Annotated in this window: 17 protein-coding genes; 5 read left to right on the top strand and 12 right to left on the bottom strand. The window is 69.7% G+C overall.

The window, feature by feature from the left end:
• The coding region (locus JWQ05_RS19335) for an HAD hydrolase-like protein (protein ID WP_299662084.1) at positions 1–280 on the top strand (280 nt) is incomplete at its 5' end.
• A 79-nt stretch (positions 281–359) separates the two neighbouring features.
• Here JWQ05_RS19335 and JWQ05_RS19330 read toward each other — a convergent pair.
• Positions 360–1,079, bottom strand: coding sequence for a DUF4142 domain-containing protein (locus JWQ05_RS19330; protein ID WP_299662081.1), 720 nt, complete (start codon positions 1,077–1,079; stop codon positions 360–362).
• Positions 1,080–1,276: 197 nt separating this feature from the next.
• On the opposite strand from JWQ05_RS19330, the gene JWQ05_RS19325 reads away from it, so the two are divergent.
• On the top strand, positions 1,277–1,930 hold the full coding sequence (locus tag JWQ05_RS19325; protein WP_299662078.1) for a CatB-related O-acetyltransferase: 654 nt from the start codon (positions 1,277–1,279) through the stop codon (positions 1,928–1,930).
• Positions 1,931–2,284: 354 nt separating this feature from the next.
• Here the strand turns inward: JWQ05_RS19325 and JWQ05_RS19320 are convergent, their stop codons facing one another.
• The 3 genes from JWQ05_RS19320 to JWQ05_RS19310 form a co-directional block, all read right to left on the bottom strand.
• A complete protein-coding gene (locus JWQ05_RS19320) occupies positions 2,285–2,515 on the bottom strand; it encodes a hypothetical protein (RefSeq protein WP_299662075.1) in 231 nt (76 codons plus the stop codon).
• Positions 2,512–5,628, bottom strand: a complete 3,117-nt coding sequence (gene polA / locus JWQ05_RS19315) for a DNA polymerase I (RefSeq protein WP_299662072.1) — start codon at positions 5,626–5,628, stop codon at positions 2,512–2,514. Before polA ends, JWQ05_RS19320 begins: the two co-directional genes overlap by 4 nt.
• 99 nt (positions 5,629–5,727) lie before the next feature.
• Complete coding sequence (locus JWQ05_RS19310) at positions 5,728–6,858, bottom strand: YihY/virulence factor BrkB family protein (protein WP_299662069.1); 1,131 nt, start codon at positions 6,856–6,858, stop codon at positions 5,728–5,730.
• A gap of 348 nt (positions 6,859–7,206) precedes the next feature.
• On the opposite strand from JWQ05_RS19310, the gene ybaL reads away from it, so the two are divergent.
• The gene (gene ybaL, locus JWQ05_RS19305) at positions 7,207–9,021 is read left to right on the top strand and encodes a YbaL family putative K(+) efflux transporter (RefSeq protein WP_299662066.1); all 1,815 of its coding nucleotides are present in this window, start codon (positions 7,207–7,209) and stop codon (positions 9,019–9,021) included.
• Positions 9,022–9,025: 4 nt separating this feature from the next.
• Here ybaL and JWQ05_RS19300 read toward each other — a convergent pair whose 3' ends face one another.
• From JWQ05_RS19300 to JWQ05_RS19290, 3 genes are all read right to left on the bottom strand, one after another.
• Positions 9,026–10,498 (bottom strand): UdgX family uracil-DNA binding protein, encoded by a 1,473-nt coding sequence (locus JWQ05_RS19300; protein WP_299662063.1) that lies wholly within the window; start codon positions 10,496–10,498, stop codon positions 9,026–9,028.
• Between the two features lie 2 nt (positions 10,499–10,500).
• Positions 10,501–11,715, bottom strand: coding sequence for a putative DNA modification/repair radical SAM protein (locus JWQ05_RS19295; protein ID WP_299662060.1), 1,215 nt, complete (start codon positions 11,713–11,715; stop codon positions 10,501–10,503).
• Positions 11,716–11,808: 93 nt separating this feature from the next.
• Positions 11,809–12,414 (bottom strand): RecX family transcriptional regulator, encoded by a 606-nt coding sequence (locus JWQ05_RS19290; protein ID WP_299662058.1) that lies wholly within the window; start codon positions 12,412–12,414, stop codon positions 11,809–11,811.
• 94 nt (positions 12,415–12,508) lie between these two features.
• Between JWQ05_RS19290 and JWQ05_RS19285 the strand changes: the two genes are divergently transcribed.
• A complete protein-coding gene (locus JWQ05_RS19285; RefSeq protein WP_299662090.1) occupies positions 12,509–13,924 on the top strand; it encodes a TAXI family TRAP transporter solute-binding subunit in 1,416 nt (471 codons plus the stop codon).
• 3 nt (positions 13,925–13,927) lie between these two features.
• On the opposite strand, the gene JWQ05_RS19280 is transcribed toward JWQ05_RS19285, so the two are convergent.
• From JWQ05_RS19280 to JWQ05_RS19260, 5 genes are all read right to left on the bottom strand, one after another.
• Positions 13,928–15,460 carry a carbohydrate porin gene (locus tag JWQ05_RS19280; RefSeq protein ID WP_366944620.1) on the bottom strand — a complete coding sequence of 511 codons (1,533 nt, stop codon included), beginning with the start codon at positions 15,458–15,460 and terminating at the stop codon, positions 13,928–13,930.
• Positions 15,461–15,538: 78 nt separating this feature from the next.
• Positions 15,539–16,849 carry a Gfo/Idh/MocA family oxidoreductase gene (locus JWQ05_RS19275; RefSeq protein WP_299662056.1) on the bottom strand — a complete coding sequence of 437 codons (1,311 nt, stop codon included), beginning with the start codon at positions 16,847–16,849 and terminating at the stop codon, positions 15,539–15,541.
• 165 nt (positions 16,850–17,014) lie between these two features.
• Entirely contained in the window at positions 17,015–17,386 is a 372-nt protein-coding gene (locus JWQ05_RS19270; protein WP_299662054.1) for a PilZ domain-containing protein, read from the bottom strand.
• Between the two features lie 95 nt (positions 17,387–17,481).
• Positions 17,482–18,255, bottom strand: coding sequence for a phosphatase PAP2 family protein (locus JWQ05_RS19265; protein WP_299662051.1), 774 nt, complete (start codon positions 18,253–18,255; stop codon positions 17,482–17,484).
• Between the two features lie 95 nt (positions 18,256–18,350).
• Positions 18,351–18,881 (bottom strand): 2'-5' RNA ligase family protein, encoded by a 531-nt coding sequence (locus JWQ05_RS19260; RefSeq protein WP_299662048.1) that lies wholly within the window; start codon positions 18,879–18,881, stop codon positions 18,351–18,353.
• Between the two features lie 143 nt (positions 18,882–19,024).
• Between JWQ05_RS19260 and JWQ05_RS19255 the strand changes: the two genes are divergently transcribed.
• Positions 19,025–19,971, top strand: a 947-nt coding sequence (locus tag JWQ05_RS19255) for a hypothetical protein (protein WP_299662045.1), incomplete at its 3' end; no start/stop codon positions are given.

Raw genomic sequence — 19,971 nt, 5'->3', positions numbered from 1 at the left:
CTTCGCGACGATCTGCGGCCGCGAGACGTTTGCCTATTTCAAGCCCGACCCGCGCCACATCACCCTCACCATCGAACGGGCCGGCGGCGACCCCGCCCAGGCGGTGATGGTGGGCGATTCCCGCGCGGACATCGACGCGGCCAAGGCCGCCGGCATCCCGGTCGTGGCGGTGCCCTTCGGCTACACGGACGTGCCCGTGACCGAACTCGGCCCCGACCGCGTCATCGCACATTTCGACGCCCTCGGCGGCGCGGTCGACGAACTCGTCCCGGCTGCCTGACATCCGGAACGAGGCCTCGAACGAAAAGGGCCGCCCCTGACTGGGCGGCCCTCCAACGAATCAAGCCAGTGGGGCGAAATCAGTTAACGCGGTCGGCGAGGTTGGCCGAGTGCGCATGCTCGCCGGCGATGTAGGGGAGCGCCTGATTGGCGAACTCGCGACCCTGGGCGCTGTCGCCGTTGCGGGCGTAACCGGCGTAGAGGCCGAGCGTGCGGGCGTCGGAGCGGGCCTGCTGGTCGACATAGGTCCGGTCGAAGTCGCGGGCGGAGCGGGCGGACTTCAGGCTGTCGATGCGGGCCTGACCCTCGGCGCCGATGGCGACGCGGCGGCCGGGCTCGGAGGGGCTGTTGTCGACGAGGCCGACGCCGCCGAGGACGCCACCCACCACGCGCTGGGCGATGGTCGCCGAGATCGTCACCGGGGCGAGGACGACGCCGACCGGGTTGTCGAGGCGGGTCTCGAAGGGCTGGGTGTCGGACACGACGGTGCCGCCGGCGGTCAGCGAGGTACCCTCGGGCAGCAGCGCCTGCGTGGTGGCCTTGCGCTCGACGAGGACGTTGTGCGCGTACTGGCGCACGCGCGGGTTGCGCGACCGCTCCAGGGCGATGCGGCTCGACTCGATGCTGACCGCATCCGAACGCAGGGCGGCGGCGCGGAAGTCCGAGGTGTCGGTTACGGCCGGCTCGTTGCCGTTGAACTGCGGCGCGACGCGGAAGGACAGGGGCTCCTGGGCGAGTGCCGGGGTGGCGAGGGCGGCGACGGACAGGCCGAGGGCGGCAAGAAGCTTGGTGTTGATCATGGCGGGTTCTCCTGGTGCGCCGTGAAGGCGTCGTTCGTTGGGATCGTTTTGCGGTGCGGCAACACGCGGCTCGACCCGACGTTCCACCCTGCGTCGCATTGGAGCCTTGCATTCGCGGGGGTGTTTTTCGCACGCGTCGACTCCACGAGCGTCCGGTTTTCGCACCACATCGCCACCCGTCATCCGTCGAGAGCCCCATGATCGAGCCCCGGCCCCTGTTCGATGATCTCACCCGGTTTCACCTCGCGCGCGAGATCCTGCGCTGGGGCTGGTCCATCGGTGCGCACAGCTACGGCTGCCCGCGCGTCCTCGAGCCGGACCTCGCGGGCCTGACGATCGGGCGATTCTGCTCCATCGGGCCCAACGTCACGATCGCGCTCGGCAACCACCGCACCGATCTCGTGACCACCTACCCGTTCAAGGCCATCGCCGACATCGTCGGCGGGGGGCTCTGGGAGCAGGCCCTGTCGGCCGGGCCGGATCACGACACGCGCGGCGACGTGGTGATCGGCGACGAGGTCTGGCTCGGGGCCAACAGCACCGTCCTCTCGGGTGTGACCATCGGCACGGGCGCGGTCATCGGGGCCGGCGCCGTGGTCCGGCGCGACGTGCCGCCCTACGCGATCGTGACCGGCAACCCCGCCAAGGTGGTACGTCGCCGCTTCGACGAAGGCATCGTGGCCCGGCTGCTGCGCACGAACTGGTGGGCGTGGCCGGACGAGCGGATCGCCGAATACCTGCCGCTGATCCTGAGCACCGACATCACGGGCTTCCTCGATCGGGTCGAGTCGGAGGAGGCCATCCCGTCATCCATTGCCGATGAGGGGCTGAGCGTTCCAGTCCAGAGCTGAGGCGCCGATCCATCGTCGGCGGACCTCTCCCGAGAGGCATCATTCCAAGGCACGCTCTTGGCATGAAACTCGGGCCTGCTCGGCCCGTACATCCGCCGGCCGTGTCGGGAGCGATCAGCGGACCTAGGGGCGTCGCGGACCGCTGCCGCCTGCGACCGCGCACCGGCATCCGGTTCCGGCTTTCAGCGGCGAGGCAATGCGAGATGATGATCGCAAGGTGAGTCTTGGAATACCGTGATCAGGGTGCCGCCACCGATATCCCGATCCTCATCGTCGCCCCGGAATTCGATGGTTCCGCATGGGTGTGCCGAATGGGTGTGCCGATACGAGATCGGTTGGCCGTGCGAGCGTCGATCAAGCTTCGGTGCGGGCTTCGACGCGGTTCAAGCCCTGCATCTGACGCTGCAGAAGATCGGAATGGAAATCTATCGGAGCGCGTACCATGCAACCGGTCGCCTTGCCTGGGGCGAGCAGGGCATGGGCTACGGATTTCCTGTTCCCAGGAGCGGGCGTGACGTTCTGATCGGGGACGATCGAAGGTTCGAGGGCTGAATGGCGGATGAGGCGCGCGATCACGCGTTTCAATGCGCCTCTTCCCAGTTCAGGGCCGCGCGGGCCTCGACCATCAGCGGCACCCGCAGGGTCAGGGCGGGGGCGGGGGCCTCGACCATGATGCGGGTGATCACGGGCAGGGCCTTCTCGACCTCGTCCTCGGGGGCCTCGAAGACCAGTTCGTCGTGGACCTGCAGGAGCATGCGCACGTTGAGGCGCTCGGCCTTCAGCGCATCCTCCATGCGGATCATCGCCCGGCGGATGATGTCGGCGGCGGAGCCCTGGATCGGGGCGTTGATGGCCTGACGCTCGACGCTCGCCCGCTCGTTCGGGTTGTTCGAGCGGATCTGCGGGTAGTGGCAGACACGGCCGAACAGGGTGGTGACATAGCCCAGATCCCGGCACAGGCGCTTGGTGTCGTCGATATAGGCCCGGATGCCGGGGAAGCGCTCGAAATACTGCTTGATGAAGGCGCCGGCCTCCTCGCGGCCGATGCCGAGGCGATCCGCCAATCCGAAGGCCGAGATGCCGTAGATGATGCCGAAATTGATGGTCTTGGCGCGCCGCCTCAGGTCCGGCGTCATCTCGGAGAGCGGCACGCCGAACATCGCGCTGGCGGTGGCCGCATGGATGTCGATGCCGTCCGCGAAGGCCTGGCGCAGCTGCGGAATGTCGGCGATGTGGGCGAGCAGGCGCAGCTCGATCTGGCTGTAATCGGCCGAGATCAGCCGGTTGCCCTCCGCCGCCACGAAGGCGCGGCGGATGCGGCGGCCTTCTTCCGTGCGGATCGGGATGTTCTGCAGGTTCGGCTCGGACGAGGAGAGCCGGCCCGTGGTGGTGGCCGCCAGCGAGAACGAGGTGTGGACCCGGTCTGTCTCCCGGTCGGCGTGCTGTTGCAGCGAATCCGTGTAGGTGGATTTCAGCTTGGCGAGCTGGCGCCATTCGAGGATCTTCTTCGGCAGCGGGTGTCCGGCCTGCGCGAGTTCCTCCAGCAGGGTGGCGGGCGTCGCCCACTGGCCCGAGGGCGTCTTCTTGGCGCCGGGCAAACCCATCTTGCCGAACAGGATGTCGCCGATCTGCTTCGGGGACGAGACCTGGAATTTTTCGCCGGCATCGTCCTGGATCTCCTCCTCCAGGCGTACCAGGATCTGGGAGAAGTCGCCGGACAGGCGGCTGAGCATGTTGCGGTCGATGCGGATGCCCTGCGCCTCCATCCGGGCCACCACCGGCACCAGGGGGCGCTCCAGGGTCTCGTAGACCGTGAGGCGCTTCTCGGCGGCGAGGCGGGGTTTCATCATCCGCCACAGGCGCAAGGTGACGTCGGCGTCCTCCGCGGCGTAGGCGGTCGCCTTGTCCAGCGCGACCCGGTCGAAGGTGATCTTGGCCCGGCCCGTTCCGGCGACGTCCGAGAAGGTGATGGGCTGGTGGCCGAGGTGCCGGCGGGCGAGCTCGTCCATGCCGTGCCCGCCCTTGCCGGCGTCGAGCACGTAGGAGATCAACATGGTGTCGTCGAAGGGCGCGACGCGGATGCCGTAGCGGGTGAGCACGGCGAGGTCGTATTTGAGGTTCTGGCCGACCTTGAGCACGCCCGGATTTTCCAGGAGCGGCTTCAGCCGGGCGATCACCGCATCCAGGGCGATCTGCCCGGCGGCCGCCTGGAACACGTCCGTCGCGGCCTTGGCGTCACCGAAGAGATCGCCGTCCGCGCCCTTGATCGGCTCGACGTGCCGCAGCGGAATGTAGGCCGCGCGCCCCGGTGCCACGCAGAGGGACACGCCGACGAGGTTGGCGTTGTTGGCGTCCAGCGAATCCGTCTCGGTGTCGACGGCGATGACGCCCGCCTCCTCGGCCTCCGCGATCCAGGCGTCGAGCTGCTCCACGGACTGGATGGTTTCGTAGGCCGCCGTGTCGAACGGCTTGACGGATTCGGTGGCCCGCGCCGCGACGAGGTTGGCGGGCGTCGGCTCGGAGGGGCCGCGCGGCTTCGGGGCGACGTCGGGCAGGCCGAGATCCGCGAAGGGATCGACCTCGCCGCCGGCCGGCCCGGCCGCCGTTTCGGGGTCGAGCGGGACCGGATCGCCGAGGGCTCCGGGAAGGACCCGGGCGTCGGCGAAGAAGGGTGCGTCGGGCTCGGGCTCACGGTTGGGCAATAGGGCCGGGTCGGGCTGCACCGCCTCCGGATCGACGTGCAGCATCTGCGCGATGCGCCGCGTCAGGGTGTTGAACTCCATCGCCTTCAGGAAGCCGACGAGTTTCTGGGGGTCGGGTTTCGGCAGGCGCAGGTCGTCCAGCGGCACCGGAACGGGGACGTTCTCTTCCAGCGCCACGAGCTTTCGCGAGAGCCGGGCCTGGTCGATGCTGGCCAGAAGCGTCTCCCGGCGCCTGGGCTGCTTGATCTCGGCCGCCCGATCCAGCAGCGCGTCGAGGCTGCCATATTCCTTGATCAGCGCGGCGGCCGTCTTCAGGCCGATGCCGGGCACGCCGGGCACGTTGTCGGAGGTGTCGCCGATGAGCGCCAGGGCGTCGCCGATCTGCTCGGGGTTCAGACCTTCCCACTTGGCGATGATCGCGTCGCGGTCGAGGTTGCGCTCGGGCCGGTAGCCGGGCTTGCCCTTGGAGCCGGATTCGAAGTCGTAGAACCGCACCAGGGGCCCGACGAGCTGCATCAGGTCCTTGTCGGAAGAGACGATGATGACGCCCGCTCCCCGGGCTTCGGCCTGGCGCGAATAGGTGGCGATGAGGTCGTCGGCCTCGTAGCGGATGAGCTCGATCGGCTGGAGCCCGAAGGCCCGCACCGCATCGCGCATCAGCGGCATCTGACGCTTGAGGTCGTCCGGCGCGTCGGGCCGGTGGCCCTTGTAGTCGGGGAACATCTCCTTGCGGAACGAGCCCTCCGACTTGTCGAACACGATGGCCAGATGGGTCGGCATCACGCCGGCCGCCCCCTCCTGCACGAACTGGGCGATCTTGGTGCAGAACAGGCGCACCGCACCGGTGGGCAGGCCATCCGAGGGCCGGGTGTTGTACTTCTGGTCTTGGTTGATCGACTGGAAGTAGGCGCGGAAGATGAACGAGGAGCCGTCCACCAGGATGATCTGATCGCCGGGGCCGACGGGCTTTTGCTCGGAGGACGTCTCGGCGGTCATTGGGATCACGCGTCTGAGGGGGAACGGCCCATGTCTAGAGCGCACCTCGTCGAAGTGCTACGTCCCTCGACGCCGAGGAGCGCGCTTTGACGCGAGCGATCAGCCCGCCGCCCCCACGGTATCCGCCATCCGCGCGTCCCGCGTGCCCAGCGGCTGCTCCGGGCCGCGCGTGGTGTCGGCCTCGGTCTGGTGCTCCATCTCGGCGTTGATCTCGGCGCCGATGAGCACGATCGTGGTCGAGATCCAGATCCAGGTCATGAAGCCGATCACCGCGCCCAGCGAGCCGTAGGTCTCGTTGTACTTGCCGAAATTGGAGACGTACCAGGAGAAGCCGAGCGAGGTGGCGAGCCAGGCCACCGCCGCGATGGCGCTGCCCCAGGTCACCCAGCGCCAGCGCGGCGCGTCGCGGCTGGGGCCGTAGCGGTAGAGCAGGGCGAGGCCGCCCAGCACCACGACGAGAAGCACCGGCCAGCGCAGCAGGGCGATGTACCAGGCCTCCGAACTCAGCCCGATGATGGCGATGGCCGCCGGCACCACCACGATCCCGACGAGCGCCAGGATGATGAACAGGAGCGCACCGGCGGTGAAGGCCAGCGAGCGCAGGTTCAGCCAGATGAAGCTGCGGCTCTCGCGCTCCTCGTAGACGATGTTGAGGGCGGAGAAGACCGCCTTCATGCCGCCGTTGGCGCTCCACAGCGACAGCACGATGCCGGTGAAGAAGGTCAGCCCCAGGGTGGTGTCGCCCTTCTCGGCGATGCGCTTGACCTGGTCCCCGATGATTTCCAGGGCCCCGGAGGGAATGACGCCCTGGAGGCTTTGCAGGTGCTCGTTGATGGTGGCGACATCCGCCACCAGCCCGTAGCAGGAGACCAGCGCGGCGACCGCGGGGAAGATCGCCAGCAGCACGTAGAACGTCACCCCGGCGGCCACCGAGACGATGTTGTTCTCCGAGACGTCGTGGAACACCCGCATCCCGATGTCCTTCCAGCCCTTGGCCGGAATCTCGGAGGGCGTGCGTGCCTTGCGGCCGCGGTCCGGCTCGCTGTCGGCCACCCGGCGCGCGTCGGCGCCGGCATGGGACGGGGACGGCTTGCGCGTCGGATCCGCCGGTATCCCGCGCGCCGGGGCGGCACCACCCGCGCGGCGCGGGAGCGCGACGAAGCCGAGGAGCGCGGTGGCGAGGGCCACGGTCCAGATCGTCGAGTTTCTAGTATCGGTTGTGCTCGGCACAGTCGATCGGTCGCGCGGTGATGTCATCGATCGTCTGCCCCGTCGGATGGATCGTCTTCGCAAGATGAGGCGCGCGCCCGTCGCGCCCGCATATCTTGCCTCGACAACGAAGCGTGGCGGCTGCGGGTTTCATGGCACCTCACGGAAATGCGAGCGCGCCGGGGCGCCGTGCTTAATCCGAGAAAGCCCGGCTTCGGATCGGGCGTTGTGCGTCGCGGCACCCGGAAAACCGCAGCGTGCGGATTTTTCGACGCCGCGCGGACGTGAGGGTGGATCTCGGCTTGCCCTCGGCGGCGGCAGGCGTCACGGCCCATGTGTCCCTGTTTTCGCCCCGGAGATCCCCGACCCGTGCCGCACGCGACCGAGCTGATCGCCATCATCGCCCTGGGCCTCGTGCTGGCCTTCGTCTGCGGAATGCTGGCGCAGCGCCTGCGCCTGCCGCCGCTGGTGGGCTATCTCCTCGCGGGCGTCCTCGTCGGCCCCTACACGCCGGGCTTCGTGGGCAACAGCGCGCTCGCCGGCCAGCTCGCCGAGATCGGCGTCATCCTGCTGATGTTCGGCGTCGGCCTGCACTTCTCGATCAAGGACCTGATGGCGGTGCGCACCATCGCGCTGCCCGGCGCCATCGTGCAGATCGTGGCGGCCACCGTCATGGGCGGGGCGCTCGCGCTGGCCTGGGGCTGGGGACTCGGCGCCGGCCTCGTCTTCGGCCTCGCGCTCTCGGTGGCGAGCACGGTGGTGCTGCTGCGCGCGCTCGAGGAACGCCAGCTTCTGGACAGCGACAAGGGCCGCATCGCGGTGGGCTGGCTCATCGTCGAGGATCTGGCGATGGTGCTGGCCCTCGTGCTGCTGCCCGCACTCGCCCCCTCCCTCGGAGGCGACGGTGCGGGCGCCGCGCATCACGCGGGCGACGGCAACCTCTGGCTCACCCTCGGGCTGACGCTCGCCAAGGTCGGCCTCTTCACCGCCGTGATGCTGGTGTTCGGGCGGCGCTTCGTACCCTGGCTCCTCGATCAGGCGGCGCGCACGGGCTCGCGCGAACTCTTCACCCTGGCGGTGCTGGCCCTGGCGCTCGGCATCGCCTTCGGATCGGCGGAACTCTTCGGGGTCTCCTTCGCGCTCGGTGCGTTCTTCGCCGGCATGGTGCTCGCCGAATCGGACCTCAGCCATCAGGCGGCGGCCGATTCCCTGCCGTTGCAGGACGCCTTCGCGGTCCTGTTCTTCGTCTCCGTCGGCATGTTGTTCGATCCCGGCATCCTGATCCGCGAGCCGCTCTCGGTGCTGGCCGTGCTCGGCATCATTCTCGTCGGCAAGTCGCTGGCGGCGGTGGCGATCGTGCTCGTCTTCCGGCATCCGCTGGGGACCGCGCTCACCATCGCGGCGAGTCTCGCCCAGATCGGCGAATTCTCGTTCATCCTCGTCAGCCTCGGCCTGTCCCTGAAGCTGCTGCCGGAGGAGGGGCGCGACCTCATCCTCGGCGGCGCCATCCTGTCGATCACCCTCAACCCGCTGTTCTTCGCGCTCACCGACTGGGTCGCGCGCAAGGTCGCCGAGAGGCCGAACCTCGCCGCCCGCTTCGAGCGCAAGGGGGCGGACGCGCTCACGGTCACGACGGACGGCCAGTCCCATCGCGGCCACGCGATCATCGTCGGCTACGGCCGCGTCGGCAGCACCATCGCCACGGCCCTGAAAGCCTGGGACCTGCCATACATCGTCCTCGACCGCGACCGCCGCCGGGTCCTCGACCTGCGCCGGGACGGCACCGAGGCGGTGTTCGGTGACGCCACGATGCCGGGCATCCTCCAGGCCGCCGATATCGCCGAGGCCCGGCTGATCGTGGTGGCCACACCCGAGGCCCACACCACCCGGCGCATCGTCGAACTCGCCCGCGAGGCCAATCCCCGGATCGACACCCTGGTGCGGACGCACAACGACGGCGAGCGTCGGCATTTCGAGGAGCAGGGCGTCGGCCTCGTCCTGATGGCGGAGCGGGAGCTCGCCTTCGGCATGACCCTCTACGCGCTGCGCAGCCTCGGGCTGAAGGAGGGCGAGGCCCGCATCTTCGTCGATAGCACGCGCGTGGAAAGCCGCTCCGCCCCCGTCGAGGCCGAGATCGACCACGGCGCCCCGGAACTGCGCCCGCACAAGGACGAAGAAGGCTGACGCCCTAGCCTTGCAGGGACCGCCCGAGTTCGTGCACCCGCCTGAGATCCGCGACGAAGGCGGCGTAGGCCTCCGCCTTGGCCTCGTCGGGCAGGCGCAGCAGGTAGGAGGGGTGCACGGTGATGAAGCCCGAATAGGGCTTTTCGAACGCCGCCGGGCCGCGCGCCCGGGTGATCGGGATCGCCTTGCCCGTGAGAGCCAGCACGGCGGTGGCGCCGAGCGCCACCACGAGCTTCGGCGCGACGAAGTCGAGTTCCCGCTCGAGCCACCAGCGATAGTGGCTGACCTCGCCGGCGGTGGGCTTCTGGTGGATGCGGCGCTTGCCGCGCTCCTCGAACTTGAAGTGCTTGACCGCATTGGTGAGGTAGGCCTCCCCGCGCGCGATCCCGGCCTCGTCCATCGCGCGCGACAGCAATTGCCCGGCGGGCCCCACGAAGGGACGCCCCTGGCGGTCCTCCTGGTCGCCCGGCTGCTCGCCCACGAACGCGATGGTGGCACCGACCGGCCCCTCGCCCAGCACGGCTTGCGTCGCGCCGGGCACGAGGGGCTCCGAGCGCTTGATGATGGCGTTGAGCGCCTCCAGTGAATCCGGGCCCTGGTCGGCCATGGCCGCGACGGCGCGGGCGGGGTTTCGCTTGACCGGCATCTGCGGCTCCCTCTCGATCATGGCGCCGGTGCGGGCCGCCGCCTGCCGGACGAGGCCCGGGATCGCGGCGGTCTCGGGCATGTTGCGCCAGTACTTCTTCGGCATCTCCGCCCGCATGGCGGTGAGGTTGGTGCGGGCGGGGTTGAACGTGCTCTCGTAATAGTCGCGCCAGCCCGCCTCGAAGCCGTCATGGGTGGGTGCGTCCTCGCGGCGTCCCGGCGGGCCGAAGGTCAGAGTCGTCCGGTCCCAATGCACGGACGCCTCCGGCGTCAGGATGGTCCATTCGAGCCCCCGGAAACGCCCGACGAAGAACGGGGCGGCGGCGGCCAGGATATGGTGGTCGGGTTCGAACCAGGCCACGAAGCGCTCCGGGTCTTCTCCCTCGACCCGGCGGAAGCGCAGGAAGGCGTGCATCTTGTGCAGGTCGCGGCCGATCGCCTTGCGCATCCGCTCCAGCCGATGGACCAGGGGATCGCTCGACACCTCCAGGAGCCGGCGCTCGCCATGCAGGATGCGCCAGATCAGCTCGTAGAGGAGCGCGTAACGCTCGTGGTCGCGATGGGGCACCACGGAGCCCACCATCTCGGCGACCCCGCGCGGGAGGCTCAACGGGCTTTGCGTGGCCTCGACCTCCACGGCCGCTCCGAACAGCCCCGGCGCCTCGCCGATGGACCAGAGCACCCGCTCCGGGGGCACGTTCCGGCCGGCGAGGCGGCGCGCGGCGGCGCGGAACCCGTCGAGGTCGGCGCCCGCGCGGAGGAAGACGGCTTCGAGGGGCGCGTTTCCAAACGCCCCTGCCGAGGGGGACGGGGACGTCTCCGGATCCCCCATCCTCAGAACAGGCTCAACTGCTTGGGCGGATCGGCCAGCCGCGCCCGCAGATCGAGCCGGTCGGTGAGGCCGCCCGCCGGATGGTAGTCGGCGGTGATGAGGAAGGGCCGCGCCCGCTTGAGCGCCGAGGTGAGCCGCGCCACGTCGTCGAGGCGCAGCCGGGTGTGGCGCCGCGCCCGGATGATCTTGTCCACCGCCCGCGCGCCGAGGCCCGGCACCCGCAGCAGCATCTCGCGATCGGCGACGTTGACGTCGAGGGGGAAGCGCGCGCGGTGCTTGAGGGCCCAGGCGAGCTTCGGGTCGATGTCGAGGGAGAGCATCCCGTCCTCGGTCGCGTCGGCGACGTCGTCGGGGGTGAAGCCGTAGTACCGCAGCAGCCAGTCGCCCTGGTAGAGGCGGTGTTCGCGCTGCAGCGGGGGCGATTTCAGCGGCAGGATGGTCGAGCCGTCGGGGATCGGGCTGAAGGCGGAGTAATAGACCCGCTTCAGGTTGTACGAGCCGTAGAGAAGCGCGCTCTTGCGGATCAGCGCTTCGTCGGTGGTCGCATCCGCGCCGACGATGACCTGCGTCGATTGCCCGGCCGGCGAGAACCGGCGCTTCTCGGCCTTCGCCTCGACGATCCGCTCGCCGATCTGTGCGATGGCCTTCTGGATGACGGCGCCGTCCTTCTCGGGCGCCAGGCGCTCCAGGCTCGCCTCCGTGGGAAGCTCGACGTTGATCGATAGCCGGTCGGCGTACAGGCCCGCCTCCTCGATCAGCCACGGGCTCGCTTCCGGGATCGACTTCAGGTGGATGTAGCCGCGAAAGCCGTGGTCGCGCCTCAGGGATTTGGCCACCCGCGTCATCAGTTCCATGGTGTGGTCGGGCGACTTGATGATGCCGGACGAGAGGAACAGGCCCTCGATGTAGTTGCGCTTGTAGAACTCCACCGTGAGGGTCACGACCTCCTCGACGCTGAACTTCGCCCGTTGCACGTTCGACGAGCGACGATTGACGCAATAGGCGCAGTCGAACAGGCAGTAATTCGTCAGCAGGATCTTCAGGAGCGAGATGCAGCGCCCGTCCGGCGTGTACGCGTGGCAGATGCCGGCGCCCGTGGTCGAGCCGAGTTCGCCCTTGCCCGCCGTGCGTTTCGGCGCCCCGGAGGACGAGCACGAGGCGTCGTACTTGGCGGCATCCGCAAGGATGCGCAGCTTCTTCGCGAGCGTTTCGTCCATGCCCGGAAGATGCGCCTCGTTCGCGGTTCGTTCAAGTTTTCACCGCCGAATCCGAGGCTTCTCCGTCGCCGCGTTGTCGCAGGCGCCGTCGGCTCAGATCTCCGAATCCGCCTCGATCACCCGGCGCCCGAGACCATAGCCGAAGCCGGCACGCGCCATCGCGGCGAGATCCCGTTCGCGATAGGCCTCACGGGCTTCCGGCCGGCGCCAGGGGCCGATCCGGCGCCGCTTGGCATAGGCGAAGGCAGCGGCTTCTTCGAGATCGACGCCCTCGTCGGCCGCCTCGCGCTCGTTCTCCATCGCGGTGGCCACCTCCTCGCGCGACACGCCCTTGGCGGCGAGCTTGGCCGACAGGGCCCGGGCGGAGGCGCCGCGCCGGCGCAGGGCCGCCAGCCGTCCGGCGGTGAAGCGGGCATCGTCCACGAGGCCGGCGCTGACCGCCCGCGCCACCGTGGCCTCGATCGCCTCCGCGAAGGCGCTCGCCTCCTCGCCGCGCAGGCGGCAGCGCTTGTCGACCCGGCGCTTCAGGGTCTGCCGCAGCATCGCCACGGATGCACTGTAGCGTTCGAGATAATGCAGGGCCGCCCGCTCGAGGTAGGCGGGCGTCACGGGCGGAGGCGGCTTCACCTCGGTCGGGCCGGCCCGGCCGTCGGACGACCCTTTCGCAGTGTAGCGCGACGCAACGTTTCGTAGTGTCATCGGTTCTTCATAGTCCGAACAGGTTTCGGGGACAGGCTGTCTAGATGGTGATGACACGGGACAACGGCTCGTGCTTATCGTGCCGGCACGCTTCGTGAGGCGCGAGTGGCTCCTCGTGCTCCTGGCCCTCGGCTTTGCCATGGTGGCCGGGATGCTGGTCTACCTGTCCCGGCCGACGACGCTCACGGTGGCGGTCGGCCCGCGCGAGGGCGCCGAGGCCACGCTGCTGCAGACCTACGCCCAGGCCCTCACCCGAGGCCGTGAGGATGTCCGCCTCAAGCTGGATTTCTACGACGACGTTCGCGACAGTTCCGAGGCGCTTCAGCGCAACAAGGCCGACCTCGCGGTGGTGCGCCCCGACGTGCACCTGCCCGAGAACGGGCTCACGCTCGCCATTCTGCACGACGAGGCCCTGCTGATCGCCGCCCCCGAGGCCGCCGGCCTCGAGAGCTTTGCCGATCTCGCGCGCAAGCGCCTCGGCGTGGTGGAGCGGCACGCGGCGGACCTGCCCTTCCTGACGAACCTCCTCGGCTTCTACGACTTCGTGCCCCAGGTCGACGCGGAGGTCGGCTCCGAGCCCGGTCTCGGTCCGGGCCGCGTCGCCCTGATCCCGCTCAAGCCGAACGAGGTCACCAGCGCCATCGCTGAAGGCCGCGTCGACGCCGTGGCGGTCATCGCCGCCCCGGCCTCGAAATCCGCGATCTCGACGGTGCGCGCCGTGGAGGCCGGCTCGCCCGAGAAGAAGATCAGCTTCGTCGCGGTCTCGGACGGCGAGGCGATCATCCAGCGGATGCCGGAACTCCAATCCGTGACGATCCCGGCCGGCACCTTCGGCGGCCGTCCCAAGCGCCCCGACGAGGACGTGAAGACGGTGGGCGCCTCCTACCGGTTGATGGCGCGCGGCAGCGTGAGCCGCTTCACCGTGGCATCGGTGACCCAGCACCTCTTCGAGTGGCGCTCGAAGCTCGCTCCGCTGGCGCCCATCGCCAACCTGATGAAGGCCCCGGATTTCGACTCCACGGTGGCGGCCACCAGCGCCCGCCTGCCGAACCATCCCGGCGCGGTGGACTATTTCGAGCGCGAACAGCAGACGATGTTCGAGCGCTACGAGGATTACATCTACCTCCTCGCCTTCTTCGGCGGCACCGTCGGCTCGGGCTTCGCCTGGCTCGCCCAGCGCCTCGCCCGCAAGCGCCGCGAGCGCATCGACGTCGTCCTCGACCGGCTCCTCGACATCCTGCGCGAGGTTCGCGCCGCGACCTGCAAGGCCGACCTCGACCGCCTCGTGCGCGAGACCGACGACCTCGTGGCCGACGTCGTCCAGCATGCCCGCGAGCGCAACATCGACAACCGCACCGTGAGCGCCCTGATCCTCGCCATCGACGCCGTGCACGCCGCGATCAACGACGAGCGGCGCAACCTCGGCGAGATCGGGCCGGAGGGGGGGCGGGCCGTGGACCACGCCCGCACGGCCCGCCTCCTGTCGCTGCACGCACCGGCGGCGGAGTGAGGCTCAATACCGGATCGTCCCGCGCAGGCCGAACACCGCCGCGTTGCGGATGCGGGCACCGTTCGCCTCGCGCGGGTTTGGGATGCCGCCGCCTGGGCGAAACACGTACTGGAAGTCCGGCTGGAGGGTGACGCCGGGCCCGAGCACGGCCTGGTAGGTCGCCTCCAGCACCGCCTCGCTGCTGCGCCGGGGCGTGACGAGGCCGGTGGCCAGGATCGCGTCGGTGTCGAGGCCACGCGCCTCGGGTGAGATCCGCGACAGGCCGAAGGCGAGGCCCACCGTATCGTCCGAGCGGCCGGGCAGCAGGCCTTTGTAGGCGATGCCGACATCGGCGTAGAAATCCACGAGGCTGCGGTCGGCGGGTGAGCCAGAGGCGCGCAGGAACACGCTGGCGCCGTCGTTCGGGTCGTCGGGCTCGCGATAGATGGTCTGGTCGACGAGGCCGTAGAGCCCCGCCTGTCCACGGAAGCGCCGGGCGATGCCGGTGCTCGACGGGGCGGCGAGGGACGTCCCGGCGCTGTCGGTCCGCAGGCTGTCGAAGCGCCCGAAATGATACCAGCCGCCGAGCGTGACCGTGCCCGCCTCGCCGGTGCTGCCGGCCTCGATGTTGTAGGCGTAGGAGGCCTCGGCGATCACCAGGGCGGGGTCGTCGGTGCGGAAGTTGGTGCCGGTGCGGTTGCGACGCTGTGGATCGGGATCACGATTGCCGCGCGCCGGCCCGGCCGGGTCGCCGTCGAACAGCCCGACCTGGAACGACAGGTTGGCGTTGGGGACGTACTTTCCGCGCACGCCCGGAACCGCGAGGGGGTAGATCGGCCCGCCGCTCGGGATCACCACCGCCATGTTGTTCGGCCAGCCGAAGGTGGAGTTCACGAACACCGTGCCGGTCTGGGTCACGGCGAACTCGGTGTCGGCGGCGATCTGCCCGAATTTCAAGCCGAACTGCTCGCCGAAGAGCTTCTGCTCGAACCACAATTCGTAGACCCGCGAGGACGGCAGCGCCTCGATGCCGCTCACCGTGATGAGGTTGCCGATGGCGCCGTGCGAGAGGCCGGCGCCGTGGATCTGGAAGAGGTTGGTGTGGAGGGCCGCGCCCGTCCAGCCGAGCAGGGGGCCGAGGTCCACGTCGATCTCGAGGTCGAGCAGGCCCTCATAGATGCCGCGCCGGCGAAAGCCCCCGGAGACGTTGCCGAGACCCTCGCCGATATAGGTCAGGCTGTAGGTGAGGCCCCGATCCTTGAGGTAGGCCCGGAAGCCGAAAGGGTCGCCGGCGGCGCCGAGCTGATCCTGGATCGAGGTATCGAGATTGGCGGAAGGCCGGGACGAGGTGACCGACTGGGCGACCGAGGTCTGCGGGTCGCCGCCCGCACCGCGGGCCGAGCCGATCGCGCGTCCCTCGATGGCGAGGCGAGCGGCCGTTTCCGCCGAGGTCTCGGCCCCGGCGGGGCGCGCCCAGCACAGGAGAAGCAGCGCCACACCCGCGCGAAGGGCGGGGGCCGGTCTCCGGAACAGGGGGGCGTCGTGAAGGCGGGCCAAACGTCTCGCAATCCTGCGCGGTGCGGCCTCAGCTTAGCCCTGCCGCATGACGCTCGCGCAACCGCTCCGGGTTGAGGATCAGCCGGCTTCGTCGAGTTCGGGACCGCGCGTGACATCGAGGCCGCCGCTGGAGCCCGGGGGCGGGCCGACCGTGACGGGCTTGCCCGTGCGCGCCGCCTCGTAGATCGCCTCCATGAGGACGTGATCCTGAAGGCCCTCCTCGCCGGGCGTGCGCGGCCGCCGATCCTCCTGGATGCAGCGGGCCATGTGGTCGATCTCCAGCGCGAACTGGTTCTTCTGGGTCAGGATCCGGGTGTCCTGCGACTCCGCCTGACCGTCCGACCGCGCCACGACGAGGCGCTGGCCGCGATAGGCGAACGCGTTCTGCAGGTCGATGTCGGCCTGCTCGGTGTGAAGCTGGAGCCGGCGCGACTCGTGCACGCCGTAGCTCGTCAGGCACTGGGCGATGACCTGCGAGGGAAAGCGCAGGGTGAAGGCGACGGTCTCCTCGACCTCCGCGAACTTCGCATCGCCCGAGGGCGAATGGATCTGCGCCTCGATCGAGACCGGCTCCTCGCCCGTGAGCGCCCGGACGCCGTTGAGGCAGTAGAGGCCGATATCCGGCAGGGCGCCGCCGCCGGCCAGCGCCTTCTTCAGGCGCCATTGCTGGGGCAGCCCCGTGGTCTGGCCGTTGAAGGCCTGGATCAGGCGCGGCTTTCCGAACGTCCCCGAGCGGGCGATCCGCACGACCTCGCGATTGTAGGGCTCGTACTGGCAGCGATAGGCGATCATCAGCTTGACCTTGGCCGCCGCGCAGGCCGCGATCATGTCGCGCGCCTCGGCGGAGGAGGCCGCCATCGGCTTCTCGCAGAGCACGTGCTTGCCGGCTTTCGCGGCGGCCAGGACGTCGCCGCGATGGACCGCGTTCGGGGTCACCACGTAGACCGCCTGCACCTCGGGATTGCGTGCCAGCCGGTCCCATTCGTCGTAGCCGTAGACCGCCTCCGGAGCGATTCCGTATTGTTCGGCCACCAGCTTCGCCTTGGCGGGCGTGCCCGACACCAGCGCGACGACACGCGCACGCTTGGTCTCGCCGAAGGCCGGCAGAATCTCCTCCAAGCTCAGTCGGCCGAGGCCGACGATGGCAAAGCCCACGCGCTTGCCCGGCGGCATCGGCGCGGGCGGCGGCGTCGGCGTCCGGTCGCCGGGGCCGCGCCAGTTCGGGAACATCACCTTGGCGCCCTGCACCGCGCCGGTATCGGCCGGGACCGAGGGACCGGGCGGACCGGATTGCGCGGCGGCACCCGTCGCCCCGAGCGCAAGCCCGGTCAGGGTGACGCTGCCGGCGCGAAGGATGGTGCGGCGGGAGAGCGGGGTGTCGTCCGTCATGAAGCTCGCTGCCGGTTCCGGGGCATGGGACGCGGCAACCCATGGCCGCCGACCCGTCCCAGCGGGAACGTGACGCGAGGAAACCCGGTTCCGGCGCACGCGGCGGCGTGACGCGACCGGAACGCCGCCGCGCCCGGTTCAGCCTTCCGACTCAGCCCTTCCGATTCAGCCCTGCCGTTCCGCCTGGGACAGCTGGAGGCGCAGCGAGACGATTTCCTGCCGCGCCGCGCGGAGGTCGCGCATCAATCCGATGGGGATCGGTGTGGCGGCGGGAGGCGGCGGAACGAAGTTGACGCCCACGAAGTCGTCACCGCGCCAGACGAGGCGAACCTGCCGGGTCTGCCGGGTCTTGGAGATGTGGAGGTCGAACAGGTCCGGCAACGGGACGGTGTCGCTCACGGCGATGCGCAGGCCGTCGGGGCCCATGTCACGCACCACGCAGTCCGTCTCGGAGAGGTGGAGCGCGGTGCGGATCTGGGCGCCAAGCAGACTGCGGAGACGGTTTCCTCGTCGCCGATCAGAGGTTGCGTCGTCCATGTGTCCCGCTCCGGAGTTGCTTCTGAGTGATAACACAGACGTGGTCCCGTATTGCCGTCGCGGAGCGGCCGCGAAGCGTTTAATGTTCGTTAAGCTTAAGATGGACCGCCCGGGTTGCCGGGGGTGCTCGGTGCTTCGACCTGGCCGCGTTGCTGAAGAACGAGGGCGACGAACCAGCAGAGGGCCGCCCAGGCGGCACCGACGCACCAGCCGGCGAGCACGTCACTCGGCCAGTGCACGCCGAGATAGAGCCGGCTGATCCCGACCAGAAGCGTCGTCGAGACGCCGACGGTCAGCACCAGAACCTTCACCTCGCGCTGCCGGTTGGCGCGGGCGATCAGGCTGGCCAGCGTCAGATAGGCGATGGCCGACATCATGGCGTGACCGCTCGGGAAACTCGCGGTGAACACCTCCATGCCGTGGGGCACGAGATCCGGCCGGGGCCGCTGATAGAACAGCTTCAGCACCGTCGAGGCCCCCTCGCCGCCACCGATCGCCGCCAGCACGAACACCGCGATGCGTCGGCGCCGGGTCATCGCGAGATAGGCGCAGGCCGCCGCCGTCACGAACACAATGGTGAAGACGCTGCCGAGCCCCGTGATGTCGCGCATCGTCTCTTCCAGCCAGCGCGGGCCGATCGGGTCCGAGATGTCGGCCGGATTACGCAGCGCCAGCAGGATCTTGCGGTCGAGGGCGGCGGTGGAGCCTTCTCCGACCTCGTGGGCCAGCACGAAGAAGCCGTAGCCGAGCAGGCTCACGGCCAGGAGCGCGATGACGGGACCGACCTCGTTGAGGCGAAGCGCGAGGCGAAGGGCATTGACCCGGCTGACGAGCGGATTGTTCCGGTAGCCGGAGGGCAGGGCTGTCATGGAATGGTCTTCGAAGCGCGAGGGCGCCGGAATGGGCGCGAGAAACCTTAAGATCGAGGCGAAACTCTGCCCCGGCGTGCCGGCCAGGAAAACCCCTATCCGAACGAGACCGTGGCACGGCGCTCCCAGGGTCCACCGAGATAGCGCCAGAGCACCAGTCCGGGGGCGGTGAACCGGAACGGCGCGAACGTCGTCTCCAGGTTCGCGTGCAGCGCCCGGGCGGTGGCGGGATCGACCTTGTTCTGGACCGTGACGTGCGGGCGCCAGCCCTGGCGGTCCTGCGCGGTCAGGCCGTCCTCCAGGGGCTCGAAATGCTCGACGAGCCGGGCTCGGAACGCCGACAGAGCCTCGGACGCCAACACGTAGGCGACCCCGCGCCCGGTGAAGCGCAGGCCAGTCACCGCGACCTCGGGCGGCGCTTGCGTGCGCATCAGAGCCGCGAGGGTCTCGACGATGCCGGGTTCGTGGAGGCCGGGCAGGTGATGAAACAGCGTCGCGTGCGCCGGGATACGATTCAGTGCCGGCGGAAAGTGCTGCCGGCGCAGGCCGTCGAACCGCGCGAAGGTGTCGGGATCCATCGCGAGCGTCAGGATCAGCGGGGCGGGATTCGGATCGGGCTGGGTCATGCTCGCGTTGAGATGGCGCGCATCGCTGTCCCGTCCAGTCGCGGCGGCCGGGCGAGCCGGTGCCGGCGCACCTGCGCTCCGCAGGCCGGGCGCCCGGTTGCATGGCCTGTTCAGCATCGCCGGGGGCGGCTAGAGAGCCCCTCATGCGGCACAAACATCGGGACTTCGTGCATGAGGGGCGGGATGGCTGGCTCTTTCTGATCGGCGGGACCAACGGCGTCCTCGAACAGTACCGCGCGACCTTCGCCCGCTGGCGGCTCCTGCGGGGCTGGCGCCGGCTGATCGAGGCCCGGGCCGCCCGGGCGCGGGCCCTGGGCATCCGCTACCTGCACGTCGTCGTGCCCGAGAAGCTCTCGGTCTACGACGACCGCACCCGGGACCTCGATTACAATCCGCGCCGCTCGCCCGCGCGCGCCCTGGCCCGGCGGCTCATCGACAATCCGGCCTTCGTCGATCTCCTGGCGCCCCTGCGCGCCGGCCGCAACGGGCCGGTGCCGCTCTACTACCGGACCGACACGCACTGGAACTACGAGGGCTGCCTCCTCGCCTACCGTGTCCTGATGCACGCCTGCGGGGCGGTGCCCCCCGCCGATCTCGACGGGCGCCAGCGCTACGAAGTCACCTCCGTGCGCGACCTCGGCACGAAGCTGCCGAGCCGGCCGATCGAGACCGCGCTTCACGGGAAGATCGACCTCAACGCCCACCGCGTCTACGCGAGCCCGCTGGTCGAGGCCTACGAGGCCGCTGGCCGGGCCGTCGATCTCCATGTCGGCGCGCACGTCCGCTATCGCAACGAGACGCCGGAGGCCGACCCCCGGACGGTCGTGCTGTTCGGGGATTCCTACGCGCATTTCGCGCCGATCATGCTCAGCGGCCTGATCGCCGAGACCTTCCGCGAGGTCCACTTCGTCTGGTCGTCGAGCATCGACTGGAGCTACGTCGAAGCGGTGAAGCCGGACCTGCTGCTGTTCGAGATCGCCGAGCGCTTCCTCGTCCGCCTGCCCGACGACACCTTCGACATCGGGAGCTACCAGAAGGAGGAATGCCTCGCCGAGGCGACCGCACCGGCGCCGAGCGCACCGGTCGTCCG

Source organism: Methylobacterium sp., assembly GCF_028290105.1.
Lineage (GTDB): Bacteria > Pseudomonadota > Alphaproteobacteria > Rhizobiales > Beijerinckiaceae > Methylobacterium.
This window is presented reverse-complemented; position numbering and strand designations above follow the sequence as displayed.

Excerpts from the sequence above, each read along its gene's own strand:
- JWQ05_RS19275 (WP_299662056.1), bottom strand. The coding sequence starts at position 16,849 with ATGACGGACGACACCCCGCTCTCCCGCCGCACCATCCTTCGCGCCGGC.
- JWQ05_RS19325 (WP_299662078.1), top strand. The coding sequence starts at position 1,277 with ATGATCGAGCCCCGGCCCCTGTTCGATGATCTCACCCGGTTTCACCTC.
- JWQ05_RS19300 (WP_299662063.1), bottom strand. The coding sequence starts at position 10,498 with ATGGGGGATCCGGAGACGTCCCCGTCCCCCTCGGCAGGGGCGTTTGGA.
- JWQ05_RS19260 (WP_299662048.1), bottom strand. The coding sequence starts at position 18,881 with ATGACCCAGCCCGATCCGAATCCCGCCCCGCTGATCCTGACGCTCGCG.
- polA (WP_299662072.1), bottom strand. The coding sequence starts at position 5,628 with ATGACCGCCGAGACGTCCTCCGAGCAAAAGCCCGTCGGCCCCGGCGAT.
- JWQ05_RS19270 (WP_299662054.1), bottom strand. The coding sequence starts at position 17,386 with ATGGACGACGCAACCTCTGATCGGCGACGAGGAAACCGTCTCCGCAGT.
- JWQ05_RS19290 (WP_299662058.1), bottom strand. The coding sequence starts at position 12,414 with ATGACACTACGAAACGTTGCGTCGCGCTACACTGCGAAAGGGTCGTCC.
- JWQ05_RS19330 (WP_299662081.1), bottom strand. The coding sequence starts at position 1,079 with ATGATCAACACCAAGCTTCTTGCCGCCCTCGGCCTGTCCGTCGCCGCC.
- JWQ05_RS19265 (WP_299662051.1), bottom strand. The coding sequence starts at position 18,255 with ATGACAGCCCTGCCCTCCGGCTACCGGAACAATCCGCTCGTCAGCCGG.
- JWQ05_RS19295 (WP_299662060.1), bottom strand. The coding sequence starts at position 11,715 with ATGGACGAAACGCTCGCGAAGAAGCTGCGCATCCTTGCGGATGCCGCC.